The 26,497-nt window shown below is 37.8% G+C and carries 23 protein-coding genes; 8 read left to right on the top strand and 15 right to left on the bottom strand.

Going from position 1 to position 26,497, the window contains the following annotated elements; genetic code table 11:
* Positions 1–18 precede the first annotated feature (18 nt).
* Positions 19–2,124 (bottom strand): class 1b ribonucleoside-diphosphate reductase subunit alpha, encoded by a 2,106-nt coding sequence (nrdE, locus tag B5P37_RS08045; RefSeq protein WP_085237735.1) that lies wholly within the window; start codon positions 2,122–2,124, stop codon positions 19–21.
* Positions 2,087–2,485, bottom strand: coding sequence for a class Ib ribonucleoside-diphosphate reductase assembly flavoprotein NrdI (gene nrdI / locus B5P37_RS08040; protein ID WP_085237734.1), 399 nt, complete (start codon positions 2,483–2,485; stop codon positions 2,087–2,089). The genes nrdE and nrdI overlap by 38 nt, the downstream gene beginning before the upstream one ends.
* A 621-nt stretch (positions 2,486–3,106) precedes the next feature.
* Between nrdI and B5P37_RS08035 the strand changes: the two genes are divergently transcribed.
* The 4 genes from B5P37_RS08035 (at position 3,107) to B5P37_RS08020 (ending at position 8,142) form a co-directional block, all read left to right on the top strand.
* Complete coding sequence (locus B5P37_RS08035) at positions 3,107–3,991, top strand: DMT family transporter (protein ID WP_085237733.1); 885 nt, start codon at positions 3,107–3,109, stop codon at positions 3,989–3,991.
* A gap of 17 nt (positions 3,992–4,008) precedes the next feature.
* Complete coding sequence (gene queF / locus B5P37_RS08030) at positions 4,009–4,509, top strand: preQ(1) synthase (protein WP_085237732.1); 501 nt, start codon at positions 4,009–4,011, stop codon at positions 4,507–4,509.
* Between the two features lie 270 nt (positions 4,510–4,779).
* Entirely contained in the window at positions 4,780–6,285 is a 1,506-nt protein-coding gene (locus B5P37_RS08025; protein ID WP_085237731.1) for a peptide MFS transporter, read from the top strand.
* Positions 6,286–6,639: 354 nt separating this feature from the next.
* Positions 6,640–8,142, top strand: coding sequence for a peptide MFS transporter (locus tag B5P37_RS08020; RefSeq protein ID WP_085237730.1), 1,503 nt, complete (start codon positions 6,640–6,642; stop codon positions 8,140–8,142).
* A gap of 267 nt (positions 8,143–8,409) precedes the next feature.
* Here B5P37_RS08020 and B5P37_RS08015 read toward each other — a convergent pair whose 3' ends face one another.
* The 13 genes from B5P37_RS08015 to B5P37_RS07955 all read right to left on the bottom strand — a co-directional run bounded on the left by B5P37_RS08015 (position 8,410) and on the right by B5P37_RS07955 (position 23,638).
* Positions 8,410–8,952, bottom strand: coding sequence for a 5' nucleotidase, NT5C type (locus tag B5P37_RS08015; protein ID WP_085237729.1), 543 nt, complete (start codon positions 8,950–8,952; stop codon positions 8,410–8,412).
* 88 nt (positions 8,953–9,040) lie between these two features.
* Complete coding sequence (hisC, locus tag B5P37_RS08010) at positions 9,041–10,090, bottom strand: histidinol-phosphate transaminase (protein WP_085237728.1); 1,050 nt, start codon at positions 10,088–10,090, stop codon at positions 9,041–9,043.
* A 292-nt stretch (positions 10,091–10,382) separates the two neighbouring features.
* A complete protein-coding gene (locus B5P37_RS08005; protein WP_085237727.1) occupies positions 10,383–11,897 on the bottom strand; it encodes an ABC transporter permease/substrate-binding protein in 1,515 nt (504 codons plus the stop codon).
* Entirely contained in the window at positions 11,894–12,853 is a 960-nt protein-coding gene (locus B5P37_RS08000) for an ABC transporter ATP-binding protein (RefSeq protein WP_085237726.1), read from the bottom strand. Before B5P37_RS08000 ends, B5P37_RS08005 begins: the two co-directional genes overlap by 4 nt.
* A gap of 326 nt (positions 12,854–13,179) precedes the next feature.
* Positions 13,180–14,961 (bottom strand): DNA helicase RecQ, encoded by a 1,782-nt coding sequence (gene recQ, locus B5P37_RS07995; RefSeq protein WP_085237725.1) that lies wholly within the window; start codon positions 14,959–14,961, stop codon positions 13,180–13,182.
* A 9-nt stretch (positions 14,962–14,970) separates the two neighbouring features.
* Positions 14,971–16,857 (bottom strand): ABC-F family ATP-binding cassette domain-containing protein, encoded by a 1,887-nt coding sequence (locus B5P37_RS07990; protein WP_085237724.1) that lies wholly within the window; start codon positions 16,855–16,857, stop codon positions 14,971–14,973.
* Between the two features lie 234 nt (positions 16,858–17,091).
* Complete coding sequence (ltaS, locus tag B5P37_RS07985) at positions 17,092–19,029, bottom strand: polyglycerol-phosphate lipoteichoic acid synthase LtaS (protein WP_085237723.1); 1,938 nt, start codon at positions 19,027–19,029, stop codon at positions 17,092–17,094.
* Positions 19,030–19,388: 359 nt separating this feature from the next.
* Positions 19,389–20,393, bottom strand: coding sequence for a 5-oxoprolinase subunit C family protein (locus tag B5P37_RS07980; protein ID WP_085237722.1), 1,005 nt, complete (start codon positions 20,391–20,393; stop codon positions 19,389–19,391).
* Entirely contained in the window at positions 20,393–21,073 is a 681-nt protein-coding gene (locus B5P37_RS07975; RefSeq protein WP_085237721.1) for a 5-oxoprolinase subunit B family protein, read from the bottom strand. The genes B5P37_RS07980 and B5P37_RS07975 overlap by 1 nt, the downstream gene beginning before the upstream one ends.
* A gap of 14 nt (positions 21,074–21,087) precedes the next feature.
* On the bottom strand, positions 21,088–21,294 hold the full coding sequence (locus tag B5P37_RS07970; RefSeq protein WP_085237720.1) for a hypothetical protein: 207 nt from the start codon (positions 21,292–21,294) through the stop codon (positions 21,088–21,090).
* Between the two features lie 58 nt (positions 21,295–21,352).
* On the bottom strand, positions 21,353–21,916 hold the full coding sequence (locus B5P37_RS07965; protein ID WP_244898605.1) for an aminotransferase class IV: 564 nt from the start codon (positions 21,914–21,916) through the stop codon (positions 21,353–21,355).
* Positions 21,913–23,061 (bottom strand): aminodeoxychorismate synthase component I, encoded by a 1,149-nt coding sequence (pabB, locus tag B5P37_RS07960; protein WP_085237719.1) that lies wholly within the window; start codon positions 23,059–23,061, stop codon positions 21,913–21,915. Before pabB ends, B5P37_RS07965 begins: the two co-directional genes overlap by 4 nt.
* The gene (locus B5P37_RS07955) at positions 23,045–23,638 is read right to left on the bottom strand and encodes an anthranilate synthase component II (protein ID WP_085237718.1); all 594 of its coding nucleotides are present in this window, start codon (positions 23,636–23,638) and stop codon (positions 23,045–23,047) included. Before B5P37_RS07955 ends, pabB begins: the two co-directional genes overlap by 17 nt.
* Positions 23,639–23,909: 271 nt before the next feature.
* Between B5P37_RS07955 and queC the strand changes: the two genes are divergently transcribed.
* From queC to B5P37_RS07935, 4 genes are all read left to right on the top strand, one after another.
* Complete coding sequence (gene queC / locus B5P37_RS07950; protein ID WP_085237717.1) at positions 23,910–24,575, top strand: 7-cyano-7-deazaguanine synthase QueC; 666 nt, start codon at positions 23,910–23,912, stop codon at positions 24,573–24,575.
* 1 nt (position 24,576) lies between these two features.
* The gene (gene queD / locus B5P37_RS07945) at positions 24,577–25,008 is read left to right on the top strand and encodes a 6-carboxytetrahydropterin synthase QueD (protein ID WP_085237716.1); all 432 of its coding nucleotides are present in this window, start codon (positions 24,577–24,579) and stop codon (positions 25,006–25,008) included.
* Positions 25,001–25,714, top strand: a complete 714-nt coding sequence (queE, locus tag B5P37_RS07940; protein WP_085237715.1) for a 7-carboxy-7-deazaguanine synthase QueE — start codon at positions 25,001–25,003, stop codon at positions 25,712–25,714. Before queD ends, queE begins: the two co-directional genes overlap by 8 nt.
* 149 nt (positions 25,715–25,863) lie before the next feature.
* Complete coding sequence (locus B5P37_RS07935) at positions 25,864–26,463, top strand: hypothetical protein (protein ID WP_085237714.1); 600 nt, start codon at positions 25,864–25,866, stop codon at positions 26,461–26,463.
* Positions 26,464–26,497: the final 34 nt, after the last annotated feature.

Genomic DNA, 26,497 nt, shown 5'->3' with positions numbered 1-26,497 from the left:
GGTGCATCACCACATCACTTAAATTGAACAGCTTGTACACTCTTCTACACTCAACAATTTGTTTCGTGTATAGTACAAAGATTTTAATCCTTTATGATGTGCATACACATACAAACGTGATAACTCACGCGTCGAAATTTCTGAATTCACATACAAAATTGTAGAAATACCTTGATCGATATGTGTTTGAATTGTCGCAATAAGATCAATCAGCTTCATTTGATCAATATTAAACGCTGATTTGTAATACCACATCGTTTGTGGTGATAAAAATGGCATTGGATAAAATGTTTCAGCATTTCCATATGTTCGACGTTCAATTTGATCTACAATTGGCATTACTGAACTCGTTGCATTTTGTACATAAGAAATACTTTGCGTTGGTGCAATGGCTAAACGATATGCATGATATAAACCATACTTTTCCACTTCAGCTTGTAGGGCTTTCCAATCTTCACGCGTAGGAATTGTGTGGTGTTCAAACAATGCTTTCACTTTGTCAGACTGTGGCAAGAAATCTTCCGTCGTATAACGCTCAAAATAACGGCCATTCGCATAATCAGACTGATCAAAGTCCACAAATGCTTCCCCACGTTCTTTCGCAATTTGCATTGAACGTTCTATTGAATAGTAATTCATCATCATAAAGAAAACATTCGCAAAGTCTTTAGCTTCTTCTGATTCATAATTGATATAATTTTTCGCTAAATAACCATGTAAGTTCATGACACCTAAACCTACTGAATGCAATTCGCTATTCGCTTTTTTCACGCCTGGCGCATTTTGAATGTTTGCGATATCGCTTACCACTGTTAATGCGTCCATACCTGTATGTACAGATGCTCTAAATTGATCAGATTCCATCACATTAACGATATTTAATGAACCCAAATTACAAGAAATATCTCGTTTGATTTCATCTTCTACACCATAATCATTGATAATCGATGTTTCTTGAAGTTGGAAAATTTCTGTACACAAGTTACTCATTTTAATTTGGCCAATGTTCGCATTCGCATGCACACGATTCGCATTGTCCTTGAACATTAAATAAGGATACCCAGATTGCAATTGTGTTTGTGCTATCATATTAAGCATTTCACGCGCATCTTTGCTCTTCTTCATTACATTAGGGTTTTCCACTAATCGATCATAGTATTCATCAATATTAATATCGTCAAGTGTCACGCCATATTCCTGTTCAACAGTGTGAGGGGCAAACATAAAAAAGTCTTTTCCTTCTTTTGCAAGTTCAAAAAATTTAGAAGGGACAATCAAACCTGTTGAAATAGTAGAAAGGCGTAAATCTTCATCTGCATTTATTTTTTTCGTATCTAAAAATTCTTCTACATCATAGTGGAAAATGTTCAGGTACACGGCACCCGCACCTGGACGTTGACCTAATTGGTCCGCGTAACTAAAGCCTCCCTCAAGCGCTTTTGCAATTGGTAAAACACCTTTTGCGACACCTTTAATTCCTTTGATGGCTTCACCTCGCGCACGTAATTTAGAGAGGTTGATAGCAACACCACCACCAATTTTACTTAATTGTTTTGCCGTTGAATCGATGAAATTAATCGAGTTCAAACTATCGTCAACTTCCAGTAGAAAACATGACACAAGTTCTCCTCTGCGCGCACGCCCTGCATTTAAAAACGTTGGCGTTGCCGGTTGATAACGTTGCTCGATCATTGCAGAAGCGAATTGTTTCGCAAGTGTGACGTCCCCTTTTGCAAGATAAAGCGACACAATCAACACATGTTGATGATAGTTTTCAAGATACTGTGACTTATCATTTGTTTTCAACGCATAATCTTTGAAAAATTTACTCGCTGACATATAGCTCGCAAAGTGAAACGGAATCGCCTCTGCATATGCAATTAATTCCGCAAGCTGAGCTTCACTATACTCCTCAAATACATTGTAATAAAAATTGTTGTCAACTAAAAAGTGAAGGCGTTCAAGTTCGCTATCGAAATGAACCGTTTTATCTTGAATTTCTTCTAAATATAATGCAAGTGCCTCTTGGTCTTTCTCTAATTGAAAAAAACCTTTTTCATTTCTTTTAGTCACTTGATTATTCAGTTCAATATGCTTGTATTGCTTTTGTTCCATAGTTTTCATAAAAATTGACCACCTTCTCTTTAAATTCTGTTGTATCATGGGCATTGCCATGGAGTTCAAATTTCATCAATAAAGGGACGTGGTACGTATTGGCAATAGTTTCTCCTGCTTTCGCAAAATTACTACCCCAATTTCGATTGCCACTTGCTGCAACACCCTTTAAGTTTTTATAATTTTTTTCCAAAAATTGTTGGACTGGTTGAGGTACCTCACCAAAACCAATTGTCCCTGTCAAAATAATAAATGGTTCCGTTACAATTTCTGACGCATTCGTTTCATTAATCTCAAGGGTGTTGTTCAGTTTTGTACGTTTCACGAATCGTCTAACATTACCCGTAAAAGAATAAAACACAATTTTCATCTCGGATAACCACCTTTCTTATGAGATTATCATTCACATGCGCTTTAATCCGTCTTCTCAACCACAATTTAAATATCCCGCAATTAAAATACGAACATATATTTGATTAGGTGCTATTTATGAAATAAGTTAAAATGTTGCATTTTTTATCATTGTTGAAATCATTTCGATATTGTCTTGTTCAAATACAACATATAGAGAACCAAAGAAATAGAATGTTCAAAATCGTGTAAACTATCCTTAAATTCAATCTTTCTTGTGCGACATTCTACTCCCAAAACACAACATATAGTGTTAAAATTCGCTCGCTCATACTATATTATGTGTCTCATTATACATAAGTCTTTTTGTTTTTTAAAGCAAAAATTTTTCTCTTTTGTCAGATTTTGTCATCAAAAGCGATGATATCAACCACTTGGAGATTTCAAAAAAATTTTCGGAAGCAAACTTTATTTTTCGCTTGACTTTCATTCTATAAAGCGTTATAAATACCTATAAATAGAACGTATGTTCTGTTTATAGGTACTTTATTTGAGTGAAGTTTCTCGATATGATGAAAGTTATGACTTTTTATGCTAAGATGTATAAGTCAAATTTTTATAAAAGTAAGAGGCGATTAGAATGAATACTAAAGTCAAAGGTATCATCGCTATTTTAATTTCTGCTATTGGGTTTAGTTTTATGGCAGTTTTTTTTCGCCTATCTGGTGACTTGCCCATATTCCAAAAATCATTAGCTCGAAACTTCGTGGCGATGTTCATTCCGCTGTTCTTTATTATTAAATATAAACAGCCTTTCTTCGGTAAACTCAGCAGTCAACCTTTATTACTGACTCGTTCTACTCTAGGTTTGTTGGGGGTATTACTAAACATTTATGCGATAGACCATATGGTTTTAAGCGATGCAGATATACTCATGAAACTGAATCCGTTTTGGACAATACTCTTAAGCTTGCTCTTTCTAAAAGAATATATTCAAAAATATCAAATTACAGCAATGCTCATTGCGATTATCGGGATGTTATTTGTTGTAAAACCTGAGTTTTCGTCCGAAATTATCCCCGCACTTGTTGGCCTTTTATCCGGTATCTTTGCTGCCTCAGCTTATACCGCTGTTCGCGCATTGAGCACACGAGAGGCGCCATATACCATTGTGTTTTATTTTTCGTTCTTTTCAGTTATCATCCTAATTCCTTTTGTCATTTTCACTTATGAACCGATGAGTGTCATGCAAATGGTTTATTTAATTTTAGCAGGGCTTTCCGCTGCTGTAGGACAAATTGGTATTACAGTTGCATACAGTTATGCTCCTGCAAAAGATATTTCTATTTTCACATATGCATCAATTATTTTCACAGCGTTGATAGGTTTCGTGTTATTTAGAGAAGCACCTGACTTTTATGCAATCATCGGCTATATCATTATTTTAAGTGCCAGCTATTATATGTTCGAAAAAGCCAGACAAATGACACGCTCAAAACAACGACAATCCCATACTTCAAAATAATTTAAGGAGGCCTTCCCATGACAGAAGGACGTTCAAAAAGCGAATTGCAAGACATTACACTGCTCGGTAATCAAGACAACACATATCACTTTGATTATCGACCTGATATTTTAGAAACATTTGAAAACAAACATCAAAACAGAGACTATTTCGTCAAATTCAATTGTCCCGAATTCACATCTTTATGTCCGATTACCGGACAACCTGATTTTGCTACCATTTATATTTCCTATATTCCTAACGTTAAAATGGTAGAGTCCAAATCTTTAAAACTTTATTTGTTTAGTTTTCGTAATCATGGAGACTTCCATGAAGATTGTATGAATATTATTATGAATGATTTAATTGAACTCATGGACCCACATTACATTGAAGTTTGGGGCAAGTTCACACCACGGGGTGGCATCTCCATTGACCCCTATACCAATTATGGTCGTCCAAATTCAAAATACGAAAAAATGGCGGAATACCGCTTAATGAATCATGATATGTATCCTGAAAAAATCGATAATCGTTAAACATTAGTAATGAAATCAAAATACTATTTCTTACAAGCCTTACAAAATCGATATGTTTTATCCCTGACTCATAAAAAAATGAATCAGGGGTATTTTTTACCGCTATATGCGCCTTTATCATCTTGCTACACAAGTCATTAAAACAAATCATTTGATTACAAATTCTTAAAAGTATTATTGCAAAATAAGTATTGAATTAAAATCTTCTTGTTAAACATTACATTTAGTTATAAAATGGATTTAACTTTACTAGTTTAGGGGGAGTTGTTATTGGCTTCACATTATACAAAAGAAGAAATCCTTAACAGTACACCGCGTACAGGATTTTTTGGCCATCCAAAAGGGTTAAGTACCCTCGTTTTCACAGAGTTTTGGGAGCGCTTTAGTTACTACGGTATGAAAGCAATTTTAGCATACTACATTTATTATTCAGTCGCTAAAGGCGGATTCGGACTCGATCAAGGTGTGGCATTACAAATTGTGTCGATATACGGCGCTTTAGTTTATATGAGTGGTATTATCGGGGGTTGGATTGCCGACCGTATTACCGGTACACGTCATGCGCTTTTCTACGGTGGTATTTTAATTATGATCGGGCATATTTTGTTATCACTACCAAATAGTCTGACATTATTACTGATTTCACTACTCTTTTTAATTATCGGGACAGGACTATTAAAACCGAACATTTCATCTACAGTGGGCTTGTTGTATGACAAAAATGACTCACGTATGGATTCAGCTTTTACTATCTTTTATATGAGTATTAACTTAGGTGCGTTATTGTCACCACTGATTATTGGTTGGGTTCAAGTGAATGTTGGTTTCCACCTCGGCTTTGCAATTGCAGCTGTCGGAATGTTTTTTGGATTATTGATTTATCTGATTACAAATAAAAAATCACTAGGACTTGCGGGTGCAGAAGTGCCGGATCCACTCACAAAAGGGGAAATTTCAAAATTAGTTAAAATTATAGCCGGTGTGATTGTGATTCTTATTCTAATCGGCGTCTTTCTCAATATGCGTGGCCAACTTACAATCGAAACATTTGCAAACATCATTACGATTTTAGGTGTCATTTTACCATTATTTTTATTCACTAGAATGATTCTCAGTCAAAAAACAGCTACACATGAACGTAAACGTGTATTTGCTTACATTCCATTGTTCATTGCATCTGTCGCATTTTGGATGATTCAAGAGCAAGGTTCAACTGTGTTAGCACAGTTCGCCGACACAAAAACACAGCTTGAATTATCTAAAGTCACTGGAGGTTTAATCGATTTTCATGTTCCACCCGCATGGTTCCAATCTTTAAACCCATTGTTCATTATTATTCTAGCACCATTATTTTCAATTTTATGGATGAAACTTGGACGCTTTAATCCACCAACTGTTATAAAATTTGCAATTGGTGTCATTCTTGCAGGTGTATCTTATTTAATCATGATTATTCCAGATTCAAACCAACTCATCAATCCGTTCTGGTTAGTCGCAAGCTTCTTCCTTGTTACAATAGGTGAGCTTTGTTTGTCTCCAATCGGGTTATCAACGACAACGAAACTTGCACCTGAAGCATTTACTGCTCAAATGATGAGTATTTGGTTTTTATCTAATGCCATGGCGCAAGGGTTAAATGCACAAATGGTTCAAGTCTATGTATTGATTAGTACACACCAATACTTCTTATATTCTGGCTTATTTGCACTAGGTATCGGTATTGTTTTATTCTTAGTCTCACCATTTATCAAAAACTTAATGCAAGGTGTAAAATAAGTCACTGACAGTTCATTATCACTAGAGCGAGAGAAGGATGCCCTTCTCTCGCTCTTATGATGTGACGTCGTTTATAATCACAAATGATGAAGTCGTTGTGTTTTATTGACCACTGTCCTCCCTTAAGCGTTGAACAAAACGCCTCTCATTTTTTCTTTGAAATCGAAAAGCTTCCGTTTTCAAAGCCCTACCGCCCTTTATTTATCAATCCCTTTGTTTAAATATCAATTATTTTGTATTTTTTTATCTGAATATTTTAAATTTTATTATTTTTAAAAACTCATTGAAATTTATTTTTATGAAGCGTAAACTTGCTATTACATGTTTTGTTCATTTAGGAAGGATGGATTTGCAATGTCAGAGCACTCACATGAAACAGCGGTTCAAAATATTCCACAAAAAGGATTTTTTGGTCACCCTCGTGGGTTAGGTGTCCTTTATACTGTAGAATTCTGGGAACGCTTCAGTTACTACGGTATGCGTGCACTCTTGATCTATTATATTTACTATAATGTGCACCAAGGGGGATTAGGACTCGAAAAAACCTTTGCGCAATCATTGATGGCGGTTTATGGGTCACTTATTTTTATGACCTCTATATTAGGAGGTTGGGTGGCTGATCGAATACTTGGCACAAGGCGCGCCATGTTTTATGGTGCAGTCCTAATTATTATCGGTCATATTTGTCTCAGCCTTCCATTCGGTTTGAGTGGCTTATTATCATCAATGTTCTTTATTATTGTAGGATCTGGTCTGATGAAACCGAATATTTCAAATATTGTCGGTCGACTTTATCCGAAAGATGATAGTCGTGTTGACTCTGGCTTCGTTATTTTTTATATGGCAGTGAATATGGGCGCATTCGTTTCACCACTTGTGCTCGATCACTTTAGAAGTACGGGGAACTTTCATGGTGGTTTTTTAATCGCGGCAATCGGGATGGGGCTCTCATTAGTCTTCTATCTCCTATTCCATAAACGTAACTTAGGAGAAATCGGTACCTTTCCGCCTCACCCACTCAGTCCAACTGAAAAGAAAAAGTATGCCCTCATATTTGGGAGTATGATTGTAGTCATTGCTTTCGTATTTGCAATCGCCTACATGACAGGGACACTTTCTTTTAATTTAGTGAGTTTAATCGTATTGATTCTAGGTTTTGCTTTACCGTTTATTTATTTTACGATTATGATTCGAAGCAAAGATACAACGTCTATAGAGCGGTCACGCGTTATCGCTTTCATCCCACTTTTTATTGTCGGGGTGATTTTCTGGTCAATTCAAGAACAAGGTGCGAACGTTCTCAATGTTTATGCCGATGAAAAAGCAGATCTTTCGTTTAATTTACTCGGATGGGAAAGTGCTTTTCCAGTCACTTGGTTCCAATCGATCAATCCGTTTTTCATTGTTGCCTTCGCGCCTATCATTTCTTGGTTATGGCGGAGACTTGGACGTTTTGAGCCAAGCTTACCTATAAAGTTTGCAATCGGTTTATTCTTAGCCGGCGTCTCATTCATCTTAATGATGGTCGTCATCTTTGTATCTCACGGGTCAGAAATTTGGTTTATGTGGATCGTACTTTCTTATTTTATTTGTGTTATCGGAGAACTTTGTATTTCACCAACGGGAAACAGTTCAGCTGTCAAACTTGCACCGGAAAACTTTAATGCACAAATGATGAGTTTATGGCTATTGACCAATGCGACGGCACAAGCCATTAACGCACAACTCGTCAAACTACAACCTTTGATTGGAGATCAAAACTATTTTGGTCTCATCGGTGGTATCGCTATTGTCGTTGCGATCCTTGCAGTGGTCGGTTCACCGGCGATTTTAAAAGCGATGAAAGGTATACGTTAACGCTCTTCCCCGCTGAATCACACTACGACGTACAAAATCACGGTCTAAAGTGTGGGAATCAAAGAGGACAGAACGGCGCTATCAGTACAATCACCCGTCTAATACCAGAATCAACACATTTCGCTCTGTCTCATTTGACAGAATAGCTAAAAAGGAAGACTTTCAATCCAAACGTTGAAAGTCTTCCTTTTTTAATTTTATTTGTATGGCGCATTTCAATTTCACCAAAAGATATGTCATCCTCAATTCAATGATTCACTTATTGGTTTATGAAAGCCCCGGTTCACTTAAAAAATAACGTTCTACTTCTTTCCAGTTATTCAATCTTGTGAATTCCATTTGCCCTTCGTTGTGGGGCGCGGTAAACATGAGTGGCTTACCTTTATGTCCTTTTAGTTGTCTTGGATTATCATCAATTAAATAATCGGTTGCCACAATGTCTTTTTGTCCGCAAAAAACAAAATGCTGTGGGTCCAAAAATGGAAAATGTTTACGCAACCATTCATACTTATCATAAAAAGATGTCGGCACATCCATTGCAGCTGTCACAATATAAATCTCATAATGCTTGGACAATTTTTCAACGACCTCTTGTGCATCTTTCATCACTGCAAGACGACTAAAGAATCCATCTGAAGCTAAAATGTCACGTAATGTCTCAGTATGTTCAGGCATGATGTCATAGATTCTTTGGCCAACGATTTGTTGAATTGTCACACTCAATTGTGTACGACGATTGAATTCATCTAAAATCGCGCCCATTGTGTCCGCTAATACTTCATCCATATCAATACCAATTGAACTTCTCATGTTATCGCTCCTTGTATTCATTTCACCGATTGAGCGCCCGATTTCAAAGCTGATTTGAGTCGCTCACCATTGCACATTACAATTCGGATTAAAAGGATTTCAGTACATTGCGAATGATTTCATTTTGCTCAGGAAATCCTAATGAAATACGCACGCCATTTGGAAATACACGTGCAATAATTCCATTCCGCAACAATGTTTCATCTAAAGCTTGCGCTCTATCCGTTTCAACAAATACAAAGTTGGTTTGCGATGGATAAATTTTTAACCTCGTTTGTAATTCAAAAAACTTTTCTCTCTCAACACGATTCTTTTCCACAATTTCTTGTAAGTGTTTCTGATCTTCAAAAGCTTTTAATGCGGCTTGTTCCGATAAACTTGTCGTATTAAATGGTGGACGAATAACATTGAGTTGTGTCGCCAACGCTGCTGATGAAATCAGGTAACCGATACGCAAACCTGCTAAACCATACGCTTTTGAAAATGTACGCATCATCGCTAAATTTGAATATTGTTCCATTAACTCCAACGTTCTTGGGAAATCTTTCGCTGTGACATACTCACCATAGGCTTCATCAATAAATACAGGGATGTGCGCAGGAATCTTCTCTAGAAAAGCAACGATTTCATCATGTGTGTGATATGTTCCACTTGGGTTATTTGGATTACAAATCCATACGACTGCTGTTTTATCATTCACTGCAGCGGCAATACCATCTAAATCAAATGCCCCTTCAATTAACGGCACTTGGACTGTTTCAGCATCTTCTACAATCGCATTGTGGATGTATTGTCCAAAAGTCCCTTGACTCGTTACGACATTATCCCCAGCACGCACTAAAGTCCGTGAAATGATGACAATCATTTCGTCAAGTCCAGCCCCAAAAAGGACCTGCGACTTATCTACACCATAATGTGACGCAATGGCTTCTTGTAATAATGGTGCATTCGGCTCTGGGTATAAAAATAATTCATCGACATGATCTTTAATTGCTTGCTTAGCCGCAGGAGAAGGTCCATAAACATTTTCATTAGAGGCATGTTTATACAGTTCTCCTTCAACGCCATACTTCTCTTTCAACTTTTCCGACGACAATCCAGGTTGATACGCGCTTAATTTAGAAATTTGTTTTTTCATTTCTATACCTCCTATGTATCAGAATTTTTAAAATATAGTTATCAGTATAACTATATTTCGACTAAAATGCTAGATAATCAGTATATCATTTAATTATTTTTTAGTACATTAAAGCGCTCAAGTACTATTGAACTTTTATGAGGATTGATTCAACGCCTTTGAATCGCATTTTATGCCCTTGATTGCTCATTTTCCTTTCCAAAACACTTAGAAACTCGCACAAAACACGCAACGCCTTTCAAAGTTTTCATTTTAATGTCCACTTTGAAAGGCGTCTGTCATCATTAACTTTTTATTGAATTAAACCTTCTTTTTTAAGGTAATCTTTCGCTACTTGATATGGATCTTCATCTTTTTCAGCTACGCGATAGTTCATTTCCTGCATTTCTTCATCTGAAATTTTACCCGCTAACTGATTCAACGCTTTTTTAACTTCAGGATGTGCGTCGATAAATGATTTTTTAAACAATGGTGCACCTTGATACGGTGGGAAAACTTTCCGATCATCTTTTAGCACAATCATATCAAATTGTTTTAACTCCGCATCTGTTGAATATGCATCAATTAAGTTAATATCTCCACTTTCAATGGCTTGATAGCGTAATTTAGGTTCCATTTTTTTCACATTTTGGAAGTCTAAGTGATACGTTTTCTGTATAGCTGGATAACCATCTTCTCGGTCATTAAATTCAAGTGTAAAACCTGGTCGAATTTTATCTTCCACTTTTTTCAAGTCACTGATTGTTTTGATGTTATTTTCTTCTGCAAAGCTTCGTTTAACTGCCAAAGCATACGTATTATTATATTTCATAGGTTTTAATAACGTCATATCAAACTTTTTATCTAAACTTGCATTGGCTTGCTGATAAACGTTTTGTTCATCTTTAGATTGAGGGGCTTCTTTTGTGAGTTCTCCTAAAACTGTTCCTGTGAATTCGAGATAGCCATCAATATCATCAGATTTTAATGCATTAAATAAAAATGCTGTTTTCCCCATACCATCTTTAACAATCACTTGATCATCAGTTTGGTCTTCTATTAATATTTTGTACATGTTTGTAATGATGGATGGTTCTGTCCCTAATTTTCCAGCAATCGTTATCCGATCATGCGGCGCAGAAAACAATGGGACAATCGTAACAGTCAACATAATAATGAAAATTGCCGCAAGTGTCGTCAACATCTTTCGATAGGACACACGACTTAATATTCTTAAAACAATATCAAACACAATCGCTAAGACCGCGGCTGGGATTGCACCAATTAATATCAGTGAGGTATTGTTTCGATCTATACCTAATAATATCAAGTCTCCTAAGCCGCCTGCACCGATTAAAGCTGCGAGTGTCGCTGTCCCAATGATAAGTACCATCGCTGTTCGAATCCCAGCCATAATGACGGGCATTGCTAACGGAAGCTCCACTTTAGTCAATCGGCGAAACGGCTTCATTCCAATTCCTTTAGCCGCTTCAATCAATGAAGGATCGACACCGGTGATCCCCGTGTAAGTATTCCGTAAAATCGGCAATAGCGCATACACAACTAACGCGATGACCGCTGGAACTGTCCCAATCCCAAATAGCGGAATCATCAATCCCAATAACGCTAAAGACGGCACCGTTTGTAAAATTGCGGCAATATTAATCACCGCTTCAGAAATTTTAGGTGTTTTAGTTAATACAATCCCCAGTGGTACACCAATAAGAACAGCAATTAGTAAAGCAATAAATGACAGTTGAATATGTTCAAATAACGCAGTGAAAAGTTCGCCTTTTCGAGCGCTTAATGTATCTAATAATGTATTCACACGCGCGCACCTGCCTTATTCTGTGATAAAAAGTTGAAAATGGCTTGTCGCGATAACATCCAATGGGTATCCGCTGCAGGGATGATCACCGCTTCATGTGTCACAAGTTCATCGTAAATGTCACTGACCGTTTGATGCGAATCAACAGTTGGATATTGCTCAACCTGTGTAGCTGTTGCTTTTTCACCCACAAGTTCTACCGCTTTTCCAAGTGAGAAATGATTGAGTACGACGCTTGTTAAGTCACCCAAAAATTGGCGAACGAAGTCATTCTTCGGTGTTTTAATAAAATCATTCGGTGTCCCAATTTGTTCGACACGACCATGATTCAACAAACAAATGCGATCGCCTAATTTAAAGGCTTCTTCAATATCATGCGTCACAAAAACGATTGTTTTTTTGATTTGGTCTTGTAATTTCAATAAATCATCCTGTAATTTCTCTCGTGTAATCGGATCCAACGCACTAAAAGGTTCATCCATTAAAATGACAGGTGGGTCGACAGCCAATGCACGCACCACGCCGACACGTTGTCGTTGTCCACCAGACAATTCATCTGGTTTTCGATTTCTAAACTGTTGCGGCTCGAGTCCGACCATAGTGAGTAATTCATCAATACGGGCATCAATTTTCTCTTTCGACCACCCTTTCATGAGGGGCACTTGCGCAATATTATCACGTATTGTCATATGTGGAAATAAAGCGATTTGCTGTAAAACATAGCCCATATCCCAACGCATTTCATGTACGTCATAGTCACTGATGGGGTGATCTTTGAAATAGATATAACCATCTGATAATGGGATTAATCGATTCATCATTTTCAACGTCGTTGTTTTACCAGAGCCAGACGGTCCAATTAAGATGAAAATTTCACCTTCTTCAATCTCCATGTCTACTTGATTAACAATGACTTTATCATCGTAACGTTTTGAAACGTTGCTCAATTTTATCATATAACCCCTCTATCTTTTTCAGTTTTTATGTACTTATACCCCAATTCATTGGGCATTACATTCATTAAATCATAATTCTTTAAAAAAATAACATTATTTGCACTCAAAGCGCTCGGATTATTTGAAAATCATAACAGTTGCTTGCAATTAAAACCATTTGTCGACTGATAAGACGTGAAACTTTAACAACGTTGAGATACATACTGAGTGTCTTCAGCCCTCGCGCCTCATTTGTTTTAATATCTAAAATTTAAAAAATAACGGCTAGCGAATCATTCACCAACCGTTAAATTATAGAAATTAAAAATATACGCCGCAATAAACTTTTATGAACGGTGCATTTTATAATCTTGAATGACCTCAAGAAATTCAGGACAGTAATGTTTTAACTTGTAACTTCCTACACCATCGATTTGAATCATTTCTTGTTTTGTCATGGGTTTTCTTTTTGCAAAATCCTCTAAAGTATAATCTGTGAAAATGTTCGTAGGCGGTGTGCTCAATCGTTCACTCAATGCTCGACGAACCTCTACCAGTTTCTCAAATAGTACGCGATCCACACCCTCTACGGTGTTGATATGCACGGTTTCTTTAGATTTGCGTATGAAAGGTGTTGTATAAACTTGGACTTCTTCCATCAATAGTTTTTCCACTGAAGCATCACAGACCAATACTTCATTATACTCATTTAAAAATCCTTTAAATCGGAGCTCGTCAATTAAATGATGGAGCTCGCCTGTCGTGTAATTTCTCATAATCCCGTATGTTGAAAGGTTTTGATAGCCTTGATGATAAATATAATCTGACTCTTCTCCTCGTAATACTTGGATGACGATGGCATAGCCTTCTTGTTGTCGCAACCGTGCTACAGCGCTGATAATCATTTTAGCTTCTTTTGTCATATTATATGTTTTGTTTTTGTTAATACAATTACTGCATTGTTGGCACTCTTCCAGTTTTTCATTCGGTTCAAAATAATAAACCAATGTCGCTTCTAGACATTTATTGGTCTTCGTGTATTGAATCATTTTCGTTAATTTTTCACCCATACGTTCCTTGTAGTCATCATCCGCTTTAGACGTACTAATAAAATATTGATGCAATTCCACATCTCTATCACTGTATAATAAAATACAATCGCTTTCTAAACCATCGCGTCCTGCACGTCCCGCTTCTTGATAATACGACTCCAAATCGCCTGGCATATTATAATGAATTACATAGCGTACGTTTGACTTATCAATTCCCATACCAAACGCATTTGTTGCAACAACAACTCGAATACGGTCATATAGAAAGTCATTTTGTGCTGCATCTCTTTGTTTTGCTGGCATTCCCGCATGATAATATGTCGCCGAAACTCCCGCTTCATCTAATGCGTCGTATAACGCTTCAACTTGCTTTCGTGTCGAGCAATACACAATACCAGCCATTCCACTATATTTCTGAATATAATCCAACACAAACTTTTGACGCTGATACGTACGATTCACTTGAAATTTTAAGTTACGTCGTCGAATGCTTGTCTTAATTAAATGTTGCCGTTGTATCATCAATCGATCCATAATATCTTGTTGCACTTCAGCAGTCGCTGTAGCCGTTAATGCGACAATCGCAAACGACTGTGGCATTGACAACACCCGTTGAATGACAGCTTGATAACTCGGGCGAAAATCATGCCCCCATTTAGAAATACAATGTGCCTCGTCAAATGCAACTAATGAGATTTTCACTCGCCGTAATAACATTTCAAAATAGGGTTGCTCCAGACGTTCTGGTGCGATGTATAAAAACTTTAATTCACCGTTCACTAATTGTGCTTCTATTTCTTTTTGCTCTGAATGACTCAAACTACTATTCAAATAGGCTGCGGCGATGCCCATTGTTTTCAATTGATCAACTTGGTCTTTCATTAACGAAATAAGCGGACTGATGACCAATGTCGTCCCTTGCAACATTAATCCTGGTACTTGGTAGCATATGGATTTCCCCCCACCTGTAGGCAAAACCCCTAAAGTGTGATGACGATCCAAAACACATTCAATAATTTCTCTCTGACCTGGACGAAAAGTTTGGTATCCAAAATAATGCGACAATGTTTGCTCCATGCTATCCCTCTATTGTTCTAAAATTTCTTCTAGTTCACTCCACCTTGTGATGTCGGTGTCATATTGAGCTTCGAGCGCTTCTCTTTCCTCATTTAATGCTTTGATTTTGGAATAATCAGCATTAGCCTTTATCATTTCTTCATCGATTTCTTTTAAACGTGTTTCTGCTTCATCAATACGAACTAATAATGTTTCATATTCTCTTTTCTCTTTGTAGGACAATCCTTTTCGTTTCTTCTTAGGCGGGGCAGCAGTAGTGGCCGTTTGCTGTGATGCTTTTGATTGCGTTTTAGCTGCTTCTATTTGTTTTTGGTAAGCCCAATAATCCTCAAACTGTCCGAGTATCATATCCACTTGACCATCGTGGATATACCAGTAACAATCGACGACTTTATCTAAAAAGTAACGGTCGTGACTGACTGTAATCACCGTCCCACCAAATGTTTGAATATAATATTCCAATATCGTCAATGTTTCCGTATCCAAATCATTGGTCGGTTCATCTAAAAGTAAGACGTTGGGCTGATGCACTAATAATTTCAACAAATACAGACGCTTTTGTTCGCCACCTGACAATTTATAGATTTTTTTACCATGTGTCGCACTTGGAAACAAAAAACGTTCTAATAGCTGTGTCACAGAAACCGTCGTCCCATCTTTTTGTCGCGCCAATTCACTTTCTTCCCGCAGAAAATCAATCATACGTATGTCGCGATGAAGGCGTTCATCCGTTTGTTTAAAATAAGCGATTTTAACCGTTTGACCTACTTTTACAACACCTTCGTAATCCGTATCTTCTCCGGCTAAAATATTTAACATTGTTGTTTTGCCAACACCATTTTCACCGACAATACCGATTTGCACCCCATTCTGAATCAGCGTTGTTACATTTTCAAACAAAGTCTGTGTATCGATACGTTTTGTAACTTCTTCAAGTTCAAAGACTTGTTTACCTAACCGCGAATAAGCCAAATTCAAAGTGCCTTTTTCTTGTGCTTGATGTGACTGAACTTGCGCTTTTAAATCATGAAAGCGATTCTGCCTCGCTTGTTGCTTTGTTGTTCGTGCTTTTACACCTGCACGCATCCACGCCAGTTCTTGTTGAAAGAGGGCGCGTTGCTTGGTTTGTTGACGCGCTTCAATCTCTTCTTTTTCTGCACGCATGGCAATATATGTTTCATAATTACCTGGATAGGTATCCAACTTACCATTTCTTAATTCTACAATACGGGTTGCCACTTCATTTAAAAAATACCGGTCATGTGTGACAAAAACCACCGTTTTAGGATAAGACTTTACAAATTGAATCAACCACTGTATCGACTCGAAATCCAAATGGTTCGTTGGCTCATCCAACAACAGTAAATCTGGCTTTTCAATTAATGTTCTCGCTAAAATGACACGCTTTTGTTGGCCACCAGATAATTGTTCTAGCGGTCGTGTCGTATCGTGAATGCCTAATTTTGATAAAATCGTCTTGATTTCTGCACTGTAATCCCATGCATGCCAATCATCCATGGCAGCTTGGGCGGCCATCATTTCACCAAATGCTTGATCAGTTTGTTCCGTTGCGTATTTTTCAGTAGCATCCTCGTAACGCTTAATGACCTGTAATTCTTCAGAGTCTGCACTGAAGACGGCCTCATACACAGTCAGGGATGGGTCTAAGTGATGGTTTTGAGCAGCATAGCGAATACGGTATTGTTTCGGATGCGACTGTTCTGCCTCAAAATCTTCATCCAAACCGGCCATCACTTTCAACAATGAACTTTTACCTGTACCATTAATACCTACCAAACCAATGCGTTCTTGATTTGAAATGGAGAAATGTAAATCATCAAAAATGACTTTATCCGCATAAGATTTGTTGAGGTGTTCAATTTTATATGCTTCCACCACACATCCATCCTTTTCTTAAAGTTTGACTCATATTTGTTTATTCACCTTAAATCAGTTCTATATATTATACACTTTTTTAGCAACAAAAGATACAAGAAGCATTATGCGTCTGAAACGTGCTTTCAAAGCGGTTGTTTTTTTACAACTCAATCTATACGTACCCATCATCGATTGGACAACCCAAAAAAGCAGAGAAGTGCACGTCATGTACATTTCTCTGCCCTTTCCAATCTATTTCGGTTCACCTTTAGGACCCGGTTGATATTTGTAATCGGTCGGTTTGATTTTATTGAAATCTGGATTTTTATAGAAACGGAATAAATCTCCATTCAAGACTTTATCGCTGTTTTCTAAGTCACTTTGTACTTGCTTCTTATTCTTTTCAAAATCTTCCGGTATCGTGTCCAAAGGTTTGTTGTCTTTATTGCTATAAAGTTTACCATTCACATATTTGTAATTGGTTGTCACAAAGTCACCATTACGGAATGGAATGACCGGTTTATGATCTTTCGATAACATGTCTGTACCGAACATCAAGAAGTTTTTCGTATCAATACCCAACAAGTGAAGTAATGTTGGCATCACATCGATTTGACCTGCATACGTTTGATCCACTTCAGGTTCAACACCCGGCGCTTTTAACCAAAAACCAGTTGCATTTAAATCGTTAAATTTCGCTGGCGTAATCGGCTCACCTAACAATTCAGACATCGCCTTGTTATGGTTTTCTGAAATACCATAGTGGTCACCATAAATGAGAATCACTGAATCATCGTATAAACCTTGATTTTTCAAATCTGTAATAAATTGTTCTAACGCCTCATCTAAATAACGCGCCGTTTGAATGTAACCATCCACTGTCGCATTCCCTGTGTCTCCTTTGGTAATCGTTGCATCTTCATCCTTCAATGTAAATGGATAATGGTTCGTCAAAGTAATTAAATGAGAATAGAACGGTTGCTTCTCTTTAGACAAATATTCCACAGCTGTTTTGAAAAACGGCTTATCTTTCAAACCGAGGTTCTCTAAGTTGCCCGGTGACATGTCAAAGTATGTGGCATCATAAAATTTATCTACACCGAAATGACGATACACTTGATCACGGTTCCAGAATGTTTTATAGTCTCCGTGCATTACATTCGTTGTGTACCCTTGTTTTTGGTGTAAAATAGCTGGTAATGATTCGTAAGTATTATCACCTTTTAATGAAAAAGCAGATCCTTGTGGTAAACCATATAGGCTATTATCCATTGTAAATTCAGCATCCGATGTTTTACCTTGTCCAGTTTGGTGGTAGAAATGCGGATAATATCTAAAATCATCTTGTCCAGAAGACAGTCGATTTAAAAACGGCGTCACTTCTTCACCATGAACTTTTTTATTAATCAAGAAAGTTTGGAAGCTTTCTAAATGGATTTTAATAATATTTTTCCCTTTAGCGTTACCGAAATATTTCATGTTCGGTTCTGTATTTTTTTGTTTTGTGTAATTCAAAACTTCCGTTAGGTCATCTTCAGACGCCAATGCCTTTTGTTGGTTATTTTGTACCGTTTTGACACCATCATACACTGTAAAGTTGTATGGACCTAAATATTTAACGAGATATTTATGGTCAAATGTACGCGTCAATAATTCTGGACGATCTGTTTCAGCAAATGCTAAGTTCAAGAAAAACAATGCAATCGCCGTTGCCATCACGACTGGTACAAATTTCTTTTGGAATACTTTGTCACTCAGCCATTTTCTTTTGAATACTAAAATAAACAAATAAACCAGTGTATCAATGAAATAAACGAAATCATACCATTGAAATGATGCACCTACAGCACCGCCCATAGAATCGACATTGCTGACTTGGTTCAATGTACTAAATGTAATGAAGTCTGAGAAAAAGCGGAAATACACAACATTGGCATACAACAAAAATGTTAATAAAAAGCCACCAATAAATATGAACCAATAAGCTTTACGTCCTTTAAAGAACAAGAACACACTCAATAATAGTGCGACTAAACTATATGGGTTCATTAATAAAATTAAATTTTGTGTTAAACCTTTAACACCTAATGACAAGTCCACATAATAGGCAAAATACGTTTTCAACGCAATGGTTAAAACCATGAGTAAGAAAAACGTAAACACGCCTATTCTTTTTTTTCCTTTTTCCATATTTGTTCCCCCGTCGCTCAATCATCTGGTCGTCAGCGCTGACTGTAATTTATACGCTTAAATTGTAAAATTTTTATTTCATTTGTTGTTTTTGTAATTATTTTGTAATATTCAATAGTAGTTTCAATATAACAATATATAGGAGTTAAGTTCAAATTTCAAGTCAAAAAGGTCAATATTAATGTCATCTGCGTCATTCTCGTTGTATCTTGAATGGCCGCGAGCTGCTCTCCAATTCGACTTTCGTCGCCTATTTATTAGACTCAATGGATACCATTATACCGTATGCATCGGTGCTTGTATTCAGACTCCAGTTGTATCTCGTCAATCAAAAACAATCCTTAATCGAATCGTTTACACTATTTCAACATTTCTTTTTGCATTCTAAATTCAATACCTTGGAACAACTGCTTACGCCATTTATGATATTTTACTAAATTTTGTTCAGCTTGTATCACATCAATAAATTGAAACTTGATTTTTGCCCCTTGCCGTTTTTGAGCAATTTTAGATAAATGATACGATGCAATCGTACCAATTTGAGGATAACTTCCTAAAGTATAGTGATCATTTAATAAAATGACAGGCGCCCCTTCTTTTTTAACTTGAATCGTTCCACGTTTTACAGATTGATGCGGCGGCATATCCTCATAATACGCTTTAATCGGTGCACCTTCTAAAACCACACCCATCCGATTAGCTTTACTCGACACTTGGTATTCCCCATTCGTAAATGTGCGAAGCGTTTCTGCCTCAAAATCTTCCGTCCCTTTATTTGGGATGACGTGCACGACATCAGACAAGTAGTTGAGCGACAGTGCATAACCATCAACACCCCAATCCACCGTTTTACGCTGTGCTAAATTTTTAAAGAGTTGATGATGGCGCTTGTTATAATCGCGTTTCATTTCAATCGTATCGCCTGCTTGTAAACGGCGGCCATAATAGCCCCCCATTCTTGAAATTGTATCTGTCGATGTCGAGTCTAGCCATCTTTCCAGTTCAAAACCCCCTGCCACTGCAAGATACAAACGAGAGCCACGACGTAAATGATCGAAAGCAAGGACATCGCCTTTATTCATTAAATGAAGCTTATTGACTTGAACACGCATTTCTTCAGTATAGGCATAACTTTGCGCGCCCGAAAGTGCGATTAATGTCGGTTCAGTAAAGCGAATGCGCGCCATTTGATTCGTCATTTCAAGTGTCGCCTCATTGCGATCATTTCCAACGAGTCGATTCGCAATTTCATGCGCTAATACATCTAACGCCCCACTACGAATCACCCCCATATGTTCATAACCCACACGTCCAAAATCTTGAAAACTTGAAAATAAGCCACTTTCTTCTATTATGATTGTCATCAGTCGTTACCTCCCGGCTGTACTTCAAAAAATTTCACATGATCTCCTAAAGAAATAAGTGCAAAATCTTTCTTTTTAGGATCAAATAAAGGCAATGACGTATGCCCAATCACCAACCAATCACTGTATGTCTCTGTTGTCGTAATCCCACATTTATTATTTTCCAAAATCACAGACCCTGCTGGAATGAGTCGTGGTTCTGCGGCCGTATGATTGACAATGATTTCCGGATTAACACTTGATAAATAAGGGAATCCAGGCGAATAGCCCATCATAGAAACGAAATAGTCTGCACGCGTATGTAAATCAATAAACGTTTCACGCGGCATGTTTAACTCTTCTAAGATCATCTCCAAATGAGGTCCGTGCGCACCACCGTAGACAATCGGGACTTTAACACATTGCATTTGCCTTTCTCTCACGCTATCTTGCGTATCAATATTTTCAATCAATGCTTGCATATGTAAGAATGGAGACGTAATGTTTAAATGTTTCATCATCATACGTGCATCATATGAGATCATCATGTCCGTTTCGGTTGGTACGATTTCAGTGATGAATGGATCGTTTTGTTCAATCAAACATTGGCGAATAGCCAATAATTTTTCAGTGGCTGCGGGTGTCACATCTCCTTCTAAAGATACGACAATCGCTTGATCACCTTGACTATATACTTTCATATTTCCACCTCTATTTATTTATCATAAAATAAACTCAAAATGCCGCGCATATGTATGACGAGTTGCCCTACAAAACCATAAACCAGTGCCCCTTGTATGATGAAAATGAGCGTCATCCACACATATGTCCATAACCGCTGTTGGCGAGCGACGAGCTGCTCCACCACCATTTGACTGATCCACATCATGACGAGAAAGGCGACAATATAAAGACCTATCATTCAATCACCTGCTTTGATTGCTGCAATGAAATAGGGACCCACTCACGCAAACTATTAATCATCCATAGTTGCCCCCTTGATTAAGTGCGGCTTCTACCCTATCTGTCGTTATATATGCTTCAGTGATGCGCCCCTCTGTTAACAAAGCTTGTCGCATGCACCCCTGTAAAAAATCATGATCATATACGGGGGTAACAGCCTGTCCATTCATTTCAAGGACGACATTGCCAATATCAAATTCCAGCACCTTATGGGTCTCTGCATCATAGAACAAGGCCATTTGCGTCGCATGTGAATGTACGAGATGTTGACGCTCAGAGGTCTTGTGTACACGTTGCCATTGTGGCACTTGTGCATGCATTGGAACGAATTGTGCCGTCATCGTCGTCGTTTCTTGCAAAGGAAATATCTCAGTGCGATATACACCGGAGGGTTCTAAAATCATCTTTACACGGTATTGCCCTGTCCTGTACTGTTGTTGGAACTGTTGTATCGTTTGTTGCCAAGCTTTTAAATCGAATGGGATATTAAAATAAGTACTTGCCCGTTGTATCCGCTGTAAATGGTAATCAAGACGTCGAAAGTGACCATTGTCTAGTCGCATCGTTTCAAATAAGTTCATTGCAATCCCTCTAATATTTTCGTTTTTGCTTGAAATTCTGCATACTCTTGTGCCGGGTCAGAATCAATTGTAATCCCTGCACCTACACCATAAAAAAATGTATCGTCAATTTGTTCGATTGTACGTATCGCCACATTAAAAATTGCGCGCGCATTCGGTAGTAACAACCCGATTGCACCACAATAAATATGCCGAGGCGTTTTTTCCAGTTGATGGATAATGTTCATCGTATTTACTTTAGGGGCACCTGTTATAGAACCACACGGAAAAAGTGCGCGTAATAACGTTTGGTACGTTGTTGTTTGTGGGAGTCTCCCACTAACCATTGTCGTCATTTGAAAAACTGTTTGATAACGTTCGATTTCAAACGGACGATGGACGGATACACTGCCCGTCGTTGCTACACGTGCAATGTCATTACGCAACAAATCTACAATCATGACATTTTCTGCGCGATCTTTAGCCGATTCTTTTAAGATTTGAGCATTGCGTTCATCTTCTTCGGGCGTCTCACCTCGTGGCATCGTCCCCTTCATCGGTTTACTCACTACAGCTTTTGGATGTCCATCAAAATCACCGACTTGGAAAAACAATTCTGGTGAGATAGAGGCGAGTTTAATCTCTGGCGTATCAAATAACACAGTATAATCGCCATTGGTTTGTTGTGTCAATTGATGGTAAAGAGATGCAATCGACAGCTTGGCGAAACTTCTCAATCGCGTTGTATAATTCACTTGATAGGTCCAACCAGCAATAATCTCATCATGAATCATGCGAACATGCTTCATAATGGACGCTCGATCCTCTATAAATTGGAATCGACTCGTGTCTGAATGGTTTTGTAAAGCATTCGTTAATATTTGATCGGCTTCAATCGGTTTTTCAAACGCAAAATAAGCCGCATAAATACCATGATCTGGGGAATACGTACGAAAATCCGAATGGAAATACGGTGCCGCTTCGTACGGAAGATACAACGCCACGTAATAACCATTCTGTTGATAATGTGCCGCTTCATCTATTATTTCCCCAACTTGTTCAAGCTGATACGCGATACCCGTATCACTCGGCTGATCAAATTGATATTGATAAGTGGTCGTCGTATTTGGATCGGTATAATATTTATAATTAAACTTGACAACCATGGTCTATCCCTGCTTTTCTTAAAAAGTTTCTCATTTGTTCATGACCGTATGCCGACAAAATCGACTCCGGATGATATTGTACGCCAACAATGGGCCGCGTAAGATGCCGCACGGCCATCACAATTCCTTCATCATTATGTGCCGAAATGCGGAGTGGTTCAGCGATGGTTGCTGGATCAGCCATCAGTGAATGATAGCGCATCACTTCAAACGAATCAGGTAGATCTTGAAAAAGCGCTGAGCGATCATGGATAATACGTGTCGTATGCCCATGCACCGGCCGAGACGCATGAACAATATTGCCACCGTAATACGTCACTAATAATTGAAAACCTAAACACACCCCTAAAATTGGCGTTGTTGATTCAAACGCTTTGATCACTTCAAATAGTATCGGGTAATCTTTAGGCGCGCCCGGTCCAGGAGAGATAATCAATGCTGTAGGTTGCAACTGTTGTAAAGCAGCGATAGATACAGTCGCAACATCGATGACAGTCACACGCTGTTGACTCACATATTCAACATAATCAACAATATTATACGTAAAAGAGTCTTTATTATCTATCATTACAATCATTGTTTTTGCCTCATTCTTTTTTAATAACTCTATTATCACAAATGTTACCGCAATTGACAAAGTTGAAGTGACCTATTTTAACACACTACAAAACACAACTTGATTTATATGTTGAAATGTATTACAGTATGGAACAGAATTAAAATGAAGAGGTTCCTAGCAATCAACCCTCTATAAAAAACTAGACATGCCTTACCGTCTACTTTTTATAGGGACGGCTTTTTTTGTGCCTTTATTGATGAGGAACGGCTCAACTAAAGGAGCGATAACAATGTCAGAAGTGCTCAAAAATGAAAAAGCACTCGTTGTTTTTAGCGGAGGACAAGATAGTACAACTTGCCTCTTTTATGCTAAAAAACACTTTAAAACCGTCGAATTGGTCACATTCGAGTATGGACAACGCCATGCCAAAGAAATTGAAGTTGCTAAAGCGATTGCACAAGATCAGGGATTAAAACATCATATTTTAGACATGGCTTTGCTTGCCCAACTTAGCCCCAACGCGTTAACATCTCACGATATGACAATCGATCAACAGAATGATATTCCAAATACTTTTGTCCCTGCCCGCAATCTACTGTTTCTATCTTTTGCAGGCGCACTCGCCTATCAAATTGGTGCGAAACATTTGATTACAGGTGTATGTGAAACAGATTTTTCGGGCTATCCAGATTGTCGTGACACCTTTATCAAGTCAATGAATGTCACACTTAATTTAGCGATGGATCGCGATTTTGTGATACATACGCCGCTGATGTGGCTCGATAAAAAGGAAACTTGGGCGCTCAGTGATCAACTTGGTGTCCTAGACTATGTCCGCAATCACACACTCACATGTTACAACGGTATCATCGCTGAAGGATGCGGGACATGTCCTGCATGCCAGTTACGTCAACGAGGTCTCAAACAATATCTAACAGAAAAAGGACGTGAATAAAATGATGCAACAAATTTATCCACAAGTCGCTCATGACTATATTTATGAACTGAATAAAGACTTTAACTTTTCAGCTGCACATTTCATTCCTGATGAACGCGCTGGAAAGTGTATGCGCGTCCATGGCCATACGTATTTTGTCAACTTAACCATTGGTGGCGACAAACTCAATAGTATGGGATTCCTCATTAATTTCAGCACATTGAAAAGCCTGATTCACGATCGTTTTGACCATTATTTATTGAATGATCTCGTTGATTTTCAAGGGAAATCCCCCTCAACAGAAGTCGTTGCACACACAATATATGAGATTGTGGCGGCACATTTAGAACAATTACCGAACGCACCGCAATGTCTTCAAGTCTTTTTGCGTGAAACGCCAACAAGTTATGTCGTTTATCGTCCAAAACGTCAGGAGCATCATCATGGCTAAAATACCTGTACTAGAAATTTTTGGTCCAACCATTCAAGGTGAGGGACGCGTGATTGGTCGTAAAACGATGTTCGTACGTACAGCAGGTTGTGACTTTCGCTGTAGTTGGTGTGATTCCAAATTCACTTGGGATGGCAGTATGAAAGACGACATCGAAATGATGGAAGCAGAAGACATTTTGGCACGATTGAGAGAGATTGGGGGTAACCGCTTTAACCATGTGACGATTTCTGGAGGTAATCCAGCGCTCATCAAAGGCCTTCAAGCTTTCGTCGACTTGTGTGCAAGTCACCATATCTACACGGCACTCGAAACACAAGGTACGAAATTCCAACCTTGGATGCGTCAAATCAATGATCTCACGCTGTCACCCAAACCACCAAGTTCAGGCATGCAACACAACGTCCACCTCTTAGATGGTGTCATCAACCAATTAGACCCTTCACGAATCAATCTAAAAGTCGTCGTTTTTGATGACAAAGACTATGATTTCGCTAAAATGATTCACCATCGTTATCCCGATATTCCATTTTACTTGCAAGTCGGAAATCCCTATTTAGAGGATCATGTTGAACAGCATACAGAAAAATTATTATCACGATACGAAGCATTGATTGACCAAGTCACATTAGATGCTGAAATGAATGACGTCTTTGTACTCCCTCAACTTCATACGCTGATTTGGAGTAATATGAAAGGCGTCTAACGCGTTATTCTTTCTTCTCTGTCATTTTATACGTACAACTTTTAATACCAAATTGTTATAAATCATATATTTTCAAAGTGTTATTAAATGCTTATCTAGAATGACATTGGTATAATAATGAAATGAATTGGAAAAGTTAGGAGAACGCCATGGCCTTATTTGTCATCTTAAATATCATCATTGTCGTTGGCGTATTGCTCATTGATATGCATCGACATCAATATCAATATATCCGCTTAAGTACCGTGTTATTCGCCATTACACTCAACGGTTTAATCAATCCGATTTTATTAAATCAGATTTCCTTTATTACTATGGCAACTTTTTTAATGTATTTGATATGGTATGTCTTACAAATCGAATTAGAACGGACTGTCCGCCGGTTTAACATTAAAAATCAAAAGTTTTTTACAATGATTATTGCAATAATGATTAGTATTCTATTCGTCGTAATGGCACAGACGGCAGATCAATCCTATTATATGTCTGTCCCTTATTTAGCACCGGCAATTTTTTTATTCGGTGCGATTTTACAATTCTCATGCACCTTGCAATCCACACGATTTAATGCTTTTTATCGCAAACTTAAAATCAAACAGCCTTTGTGGATAGGTGCATGTCTCATCGTATTGTCTATGGTCCTAATGATGCTATTGACACCTTTTTGGTACTTATTTCTCATTGTGCATCTGAATTTCTTCACATTATTTGTGGTAGAAAAATTATTTATTTTAAGAAAAGATGTTTAAAGCCATTTTTAGCATGGGTATGTATCTATTGAGC

The organism is Staphylococcus lutrae, assembly GCF_002101335.1.
GTDB classification, from domain to species: Bacteria; Bacillota; Bacilli; order Staphylococcales; family Staphylococcaceae; genus Staphylococcus; species Staphylococcus lutrae.
This window is presented reverse-complemented; position numbering and strand designations above follow the sequence as displayed.

What these genes read in the sequence shown, in the direction of transcription:
- nrdE (WP_085237735.1), bottom strand. Translation starts at nt 2,124, where the DNA reads ATGAAAACTATGGAACAAAAGCAATACAAGCATATTGAACTGAATAAT.
- nrdI (WP_085237734.1), bottom strand. Translation starts at nt 2,485, where the DNA reads ATGAAAATTGTGTTTTATTCTTTTACGGGTAATGTTAGACGATTCGTG.
- B5P37_RS08035 (WP_085237733.1), top strand. Translation starts at nt 3,107, where the DNA reads ATGAATACTAAAGTCAAAGGTATCATCGCTATTTTAATTTCTGCTATT.
- queF (WP_085237732.1), top strand. Translation starts at nt 4,009, where the DNA reads ATGACAGAAGGACGTTCAAAAAGCGAATTGCAAGACATTACACTGCTC.
- B5P37_RS08020 (WP_085237730.1), top strand. Translation starts at nt 6,640, where the DNA reads ATGTCAGAGCACTCACATGAAACAGCGGTTCAAAATATTCCACAAAAA.
- B5P37_RS08015 (WP_085237729.1), bottom strand. Translation starts at nt 8,952, where the DNA reads ATGAGAAGTTCAATTGGTATTGATATGGATGAAGTATTAGCGGACACA.
- hisC (WP_085237728.1), bottom strand. Translation starts at nt 10,090, where the DNA reads ATGAAAAAACAAATTTCTAAATTAAGCGCGTATCAACCTGGATTGTCG.
- B5P37_RS08000 (WP_085237726.1), bottom strand. Translation starts at nt 12,853, where the DNA reads ATGATAAAATTGAGCAACGTTTCAAAACGTTACGATGATAAAGTCATT.
- recQ (WP_085237725.1), bottom strand. Translation starts at nt 14,961, where the DNA reads ATGGAGCAAACATTGTCGCATTATTTTGGATACCAAACTTTTCGTCCA.
- ltaS (WP_085237723.1), bottom strand. Translation starts at nt 19,029, where the DNA reads ATGGAAAAAGGAAAAAAAAGAATAGGCGTGTTTACGTTTTTCTTACTC.
- B5P37_RS07980 (WP_085237722.1), bottom strand. Translation starts at nt 20,393, where the DNA reads ATGACAATCATAATAGAAGAAAGTGGCTTATTTTCAAGTTTTCAAGAT.
- B5P37_RS07975 (WP_085237721.1), bottom strand. Translation starts at nt 21,073, where the DNA reads ATGAAAGTATATAGTCAAGGTGATCAAGCGATTGTCGTATCTTTAGAA.
- B5P37_RS07970 (WP_085237720.1), bottom strand. Translation starts at nt 21,294, where the DNA reads ATGATAGGTCTTTATATTGTCGCCTTTCTCGTCATGATGTGGATCAGT.
- B5P37_RS07965 (WP_244898605.1), bottom strand. Translation starts at nt 21,916, where the DNA reads ATGAACTTATTTGAAACGATGCGACTAGACAATGGTCACTTTCGACGT.
- pabB (WP_085237719.1), bottom strand. Translation starts at nt 23,061, where the DNA reads ATGGTTGTCAAGTTTAATTATAAATATTATACCGATCCAAATACGACG.
- B5P37_RS07955 (WP_085237718.1), bottom strand. Translation starts at nt 23,638, where the DNA reads ATGATTGTAATGATAGATAATAAAGACTCTTTTACGTATAATATTGTT.
- queC (WP_085237717.1), top strand. Translation starts at nt 23,910, where the DNA reads ATGTCAGAAGTGCTCAAAAATGAAAAAGCACTCGTTGTTTTTAGCGGA.
- queD (WP_085237716.1), top strand. Translation starts at nt 24,577, where the DNA reads ATGATGCAACAAATTTATCCACAAGTCGCTCATGACTATATTTATGAA.
- queE (WP_085237715.1), top strand. Translation starts at nt 25,001, where the DNA reads ATGGCTAAAATACCTGTACTAGAAATTTTTGGTCCAACCATTCAAGGT.
- B5P37_RS07935 (WP_085237714.1), top strand. Translation starts at nt 25,864, where the DNA reads ATGGCCTTATTTGTCATCTTAAATATCATCATTGTCGTTGGCGTATTG.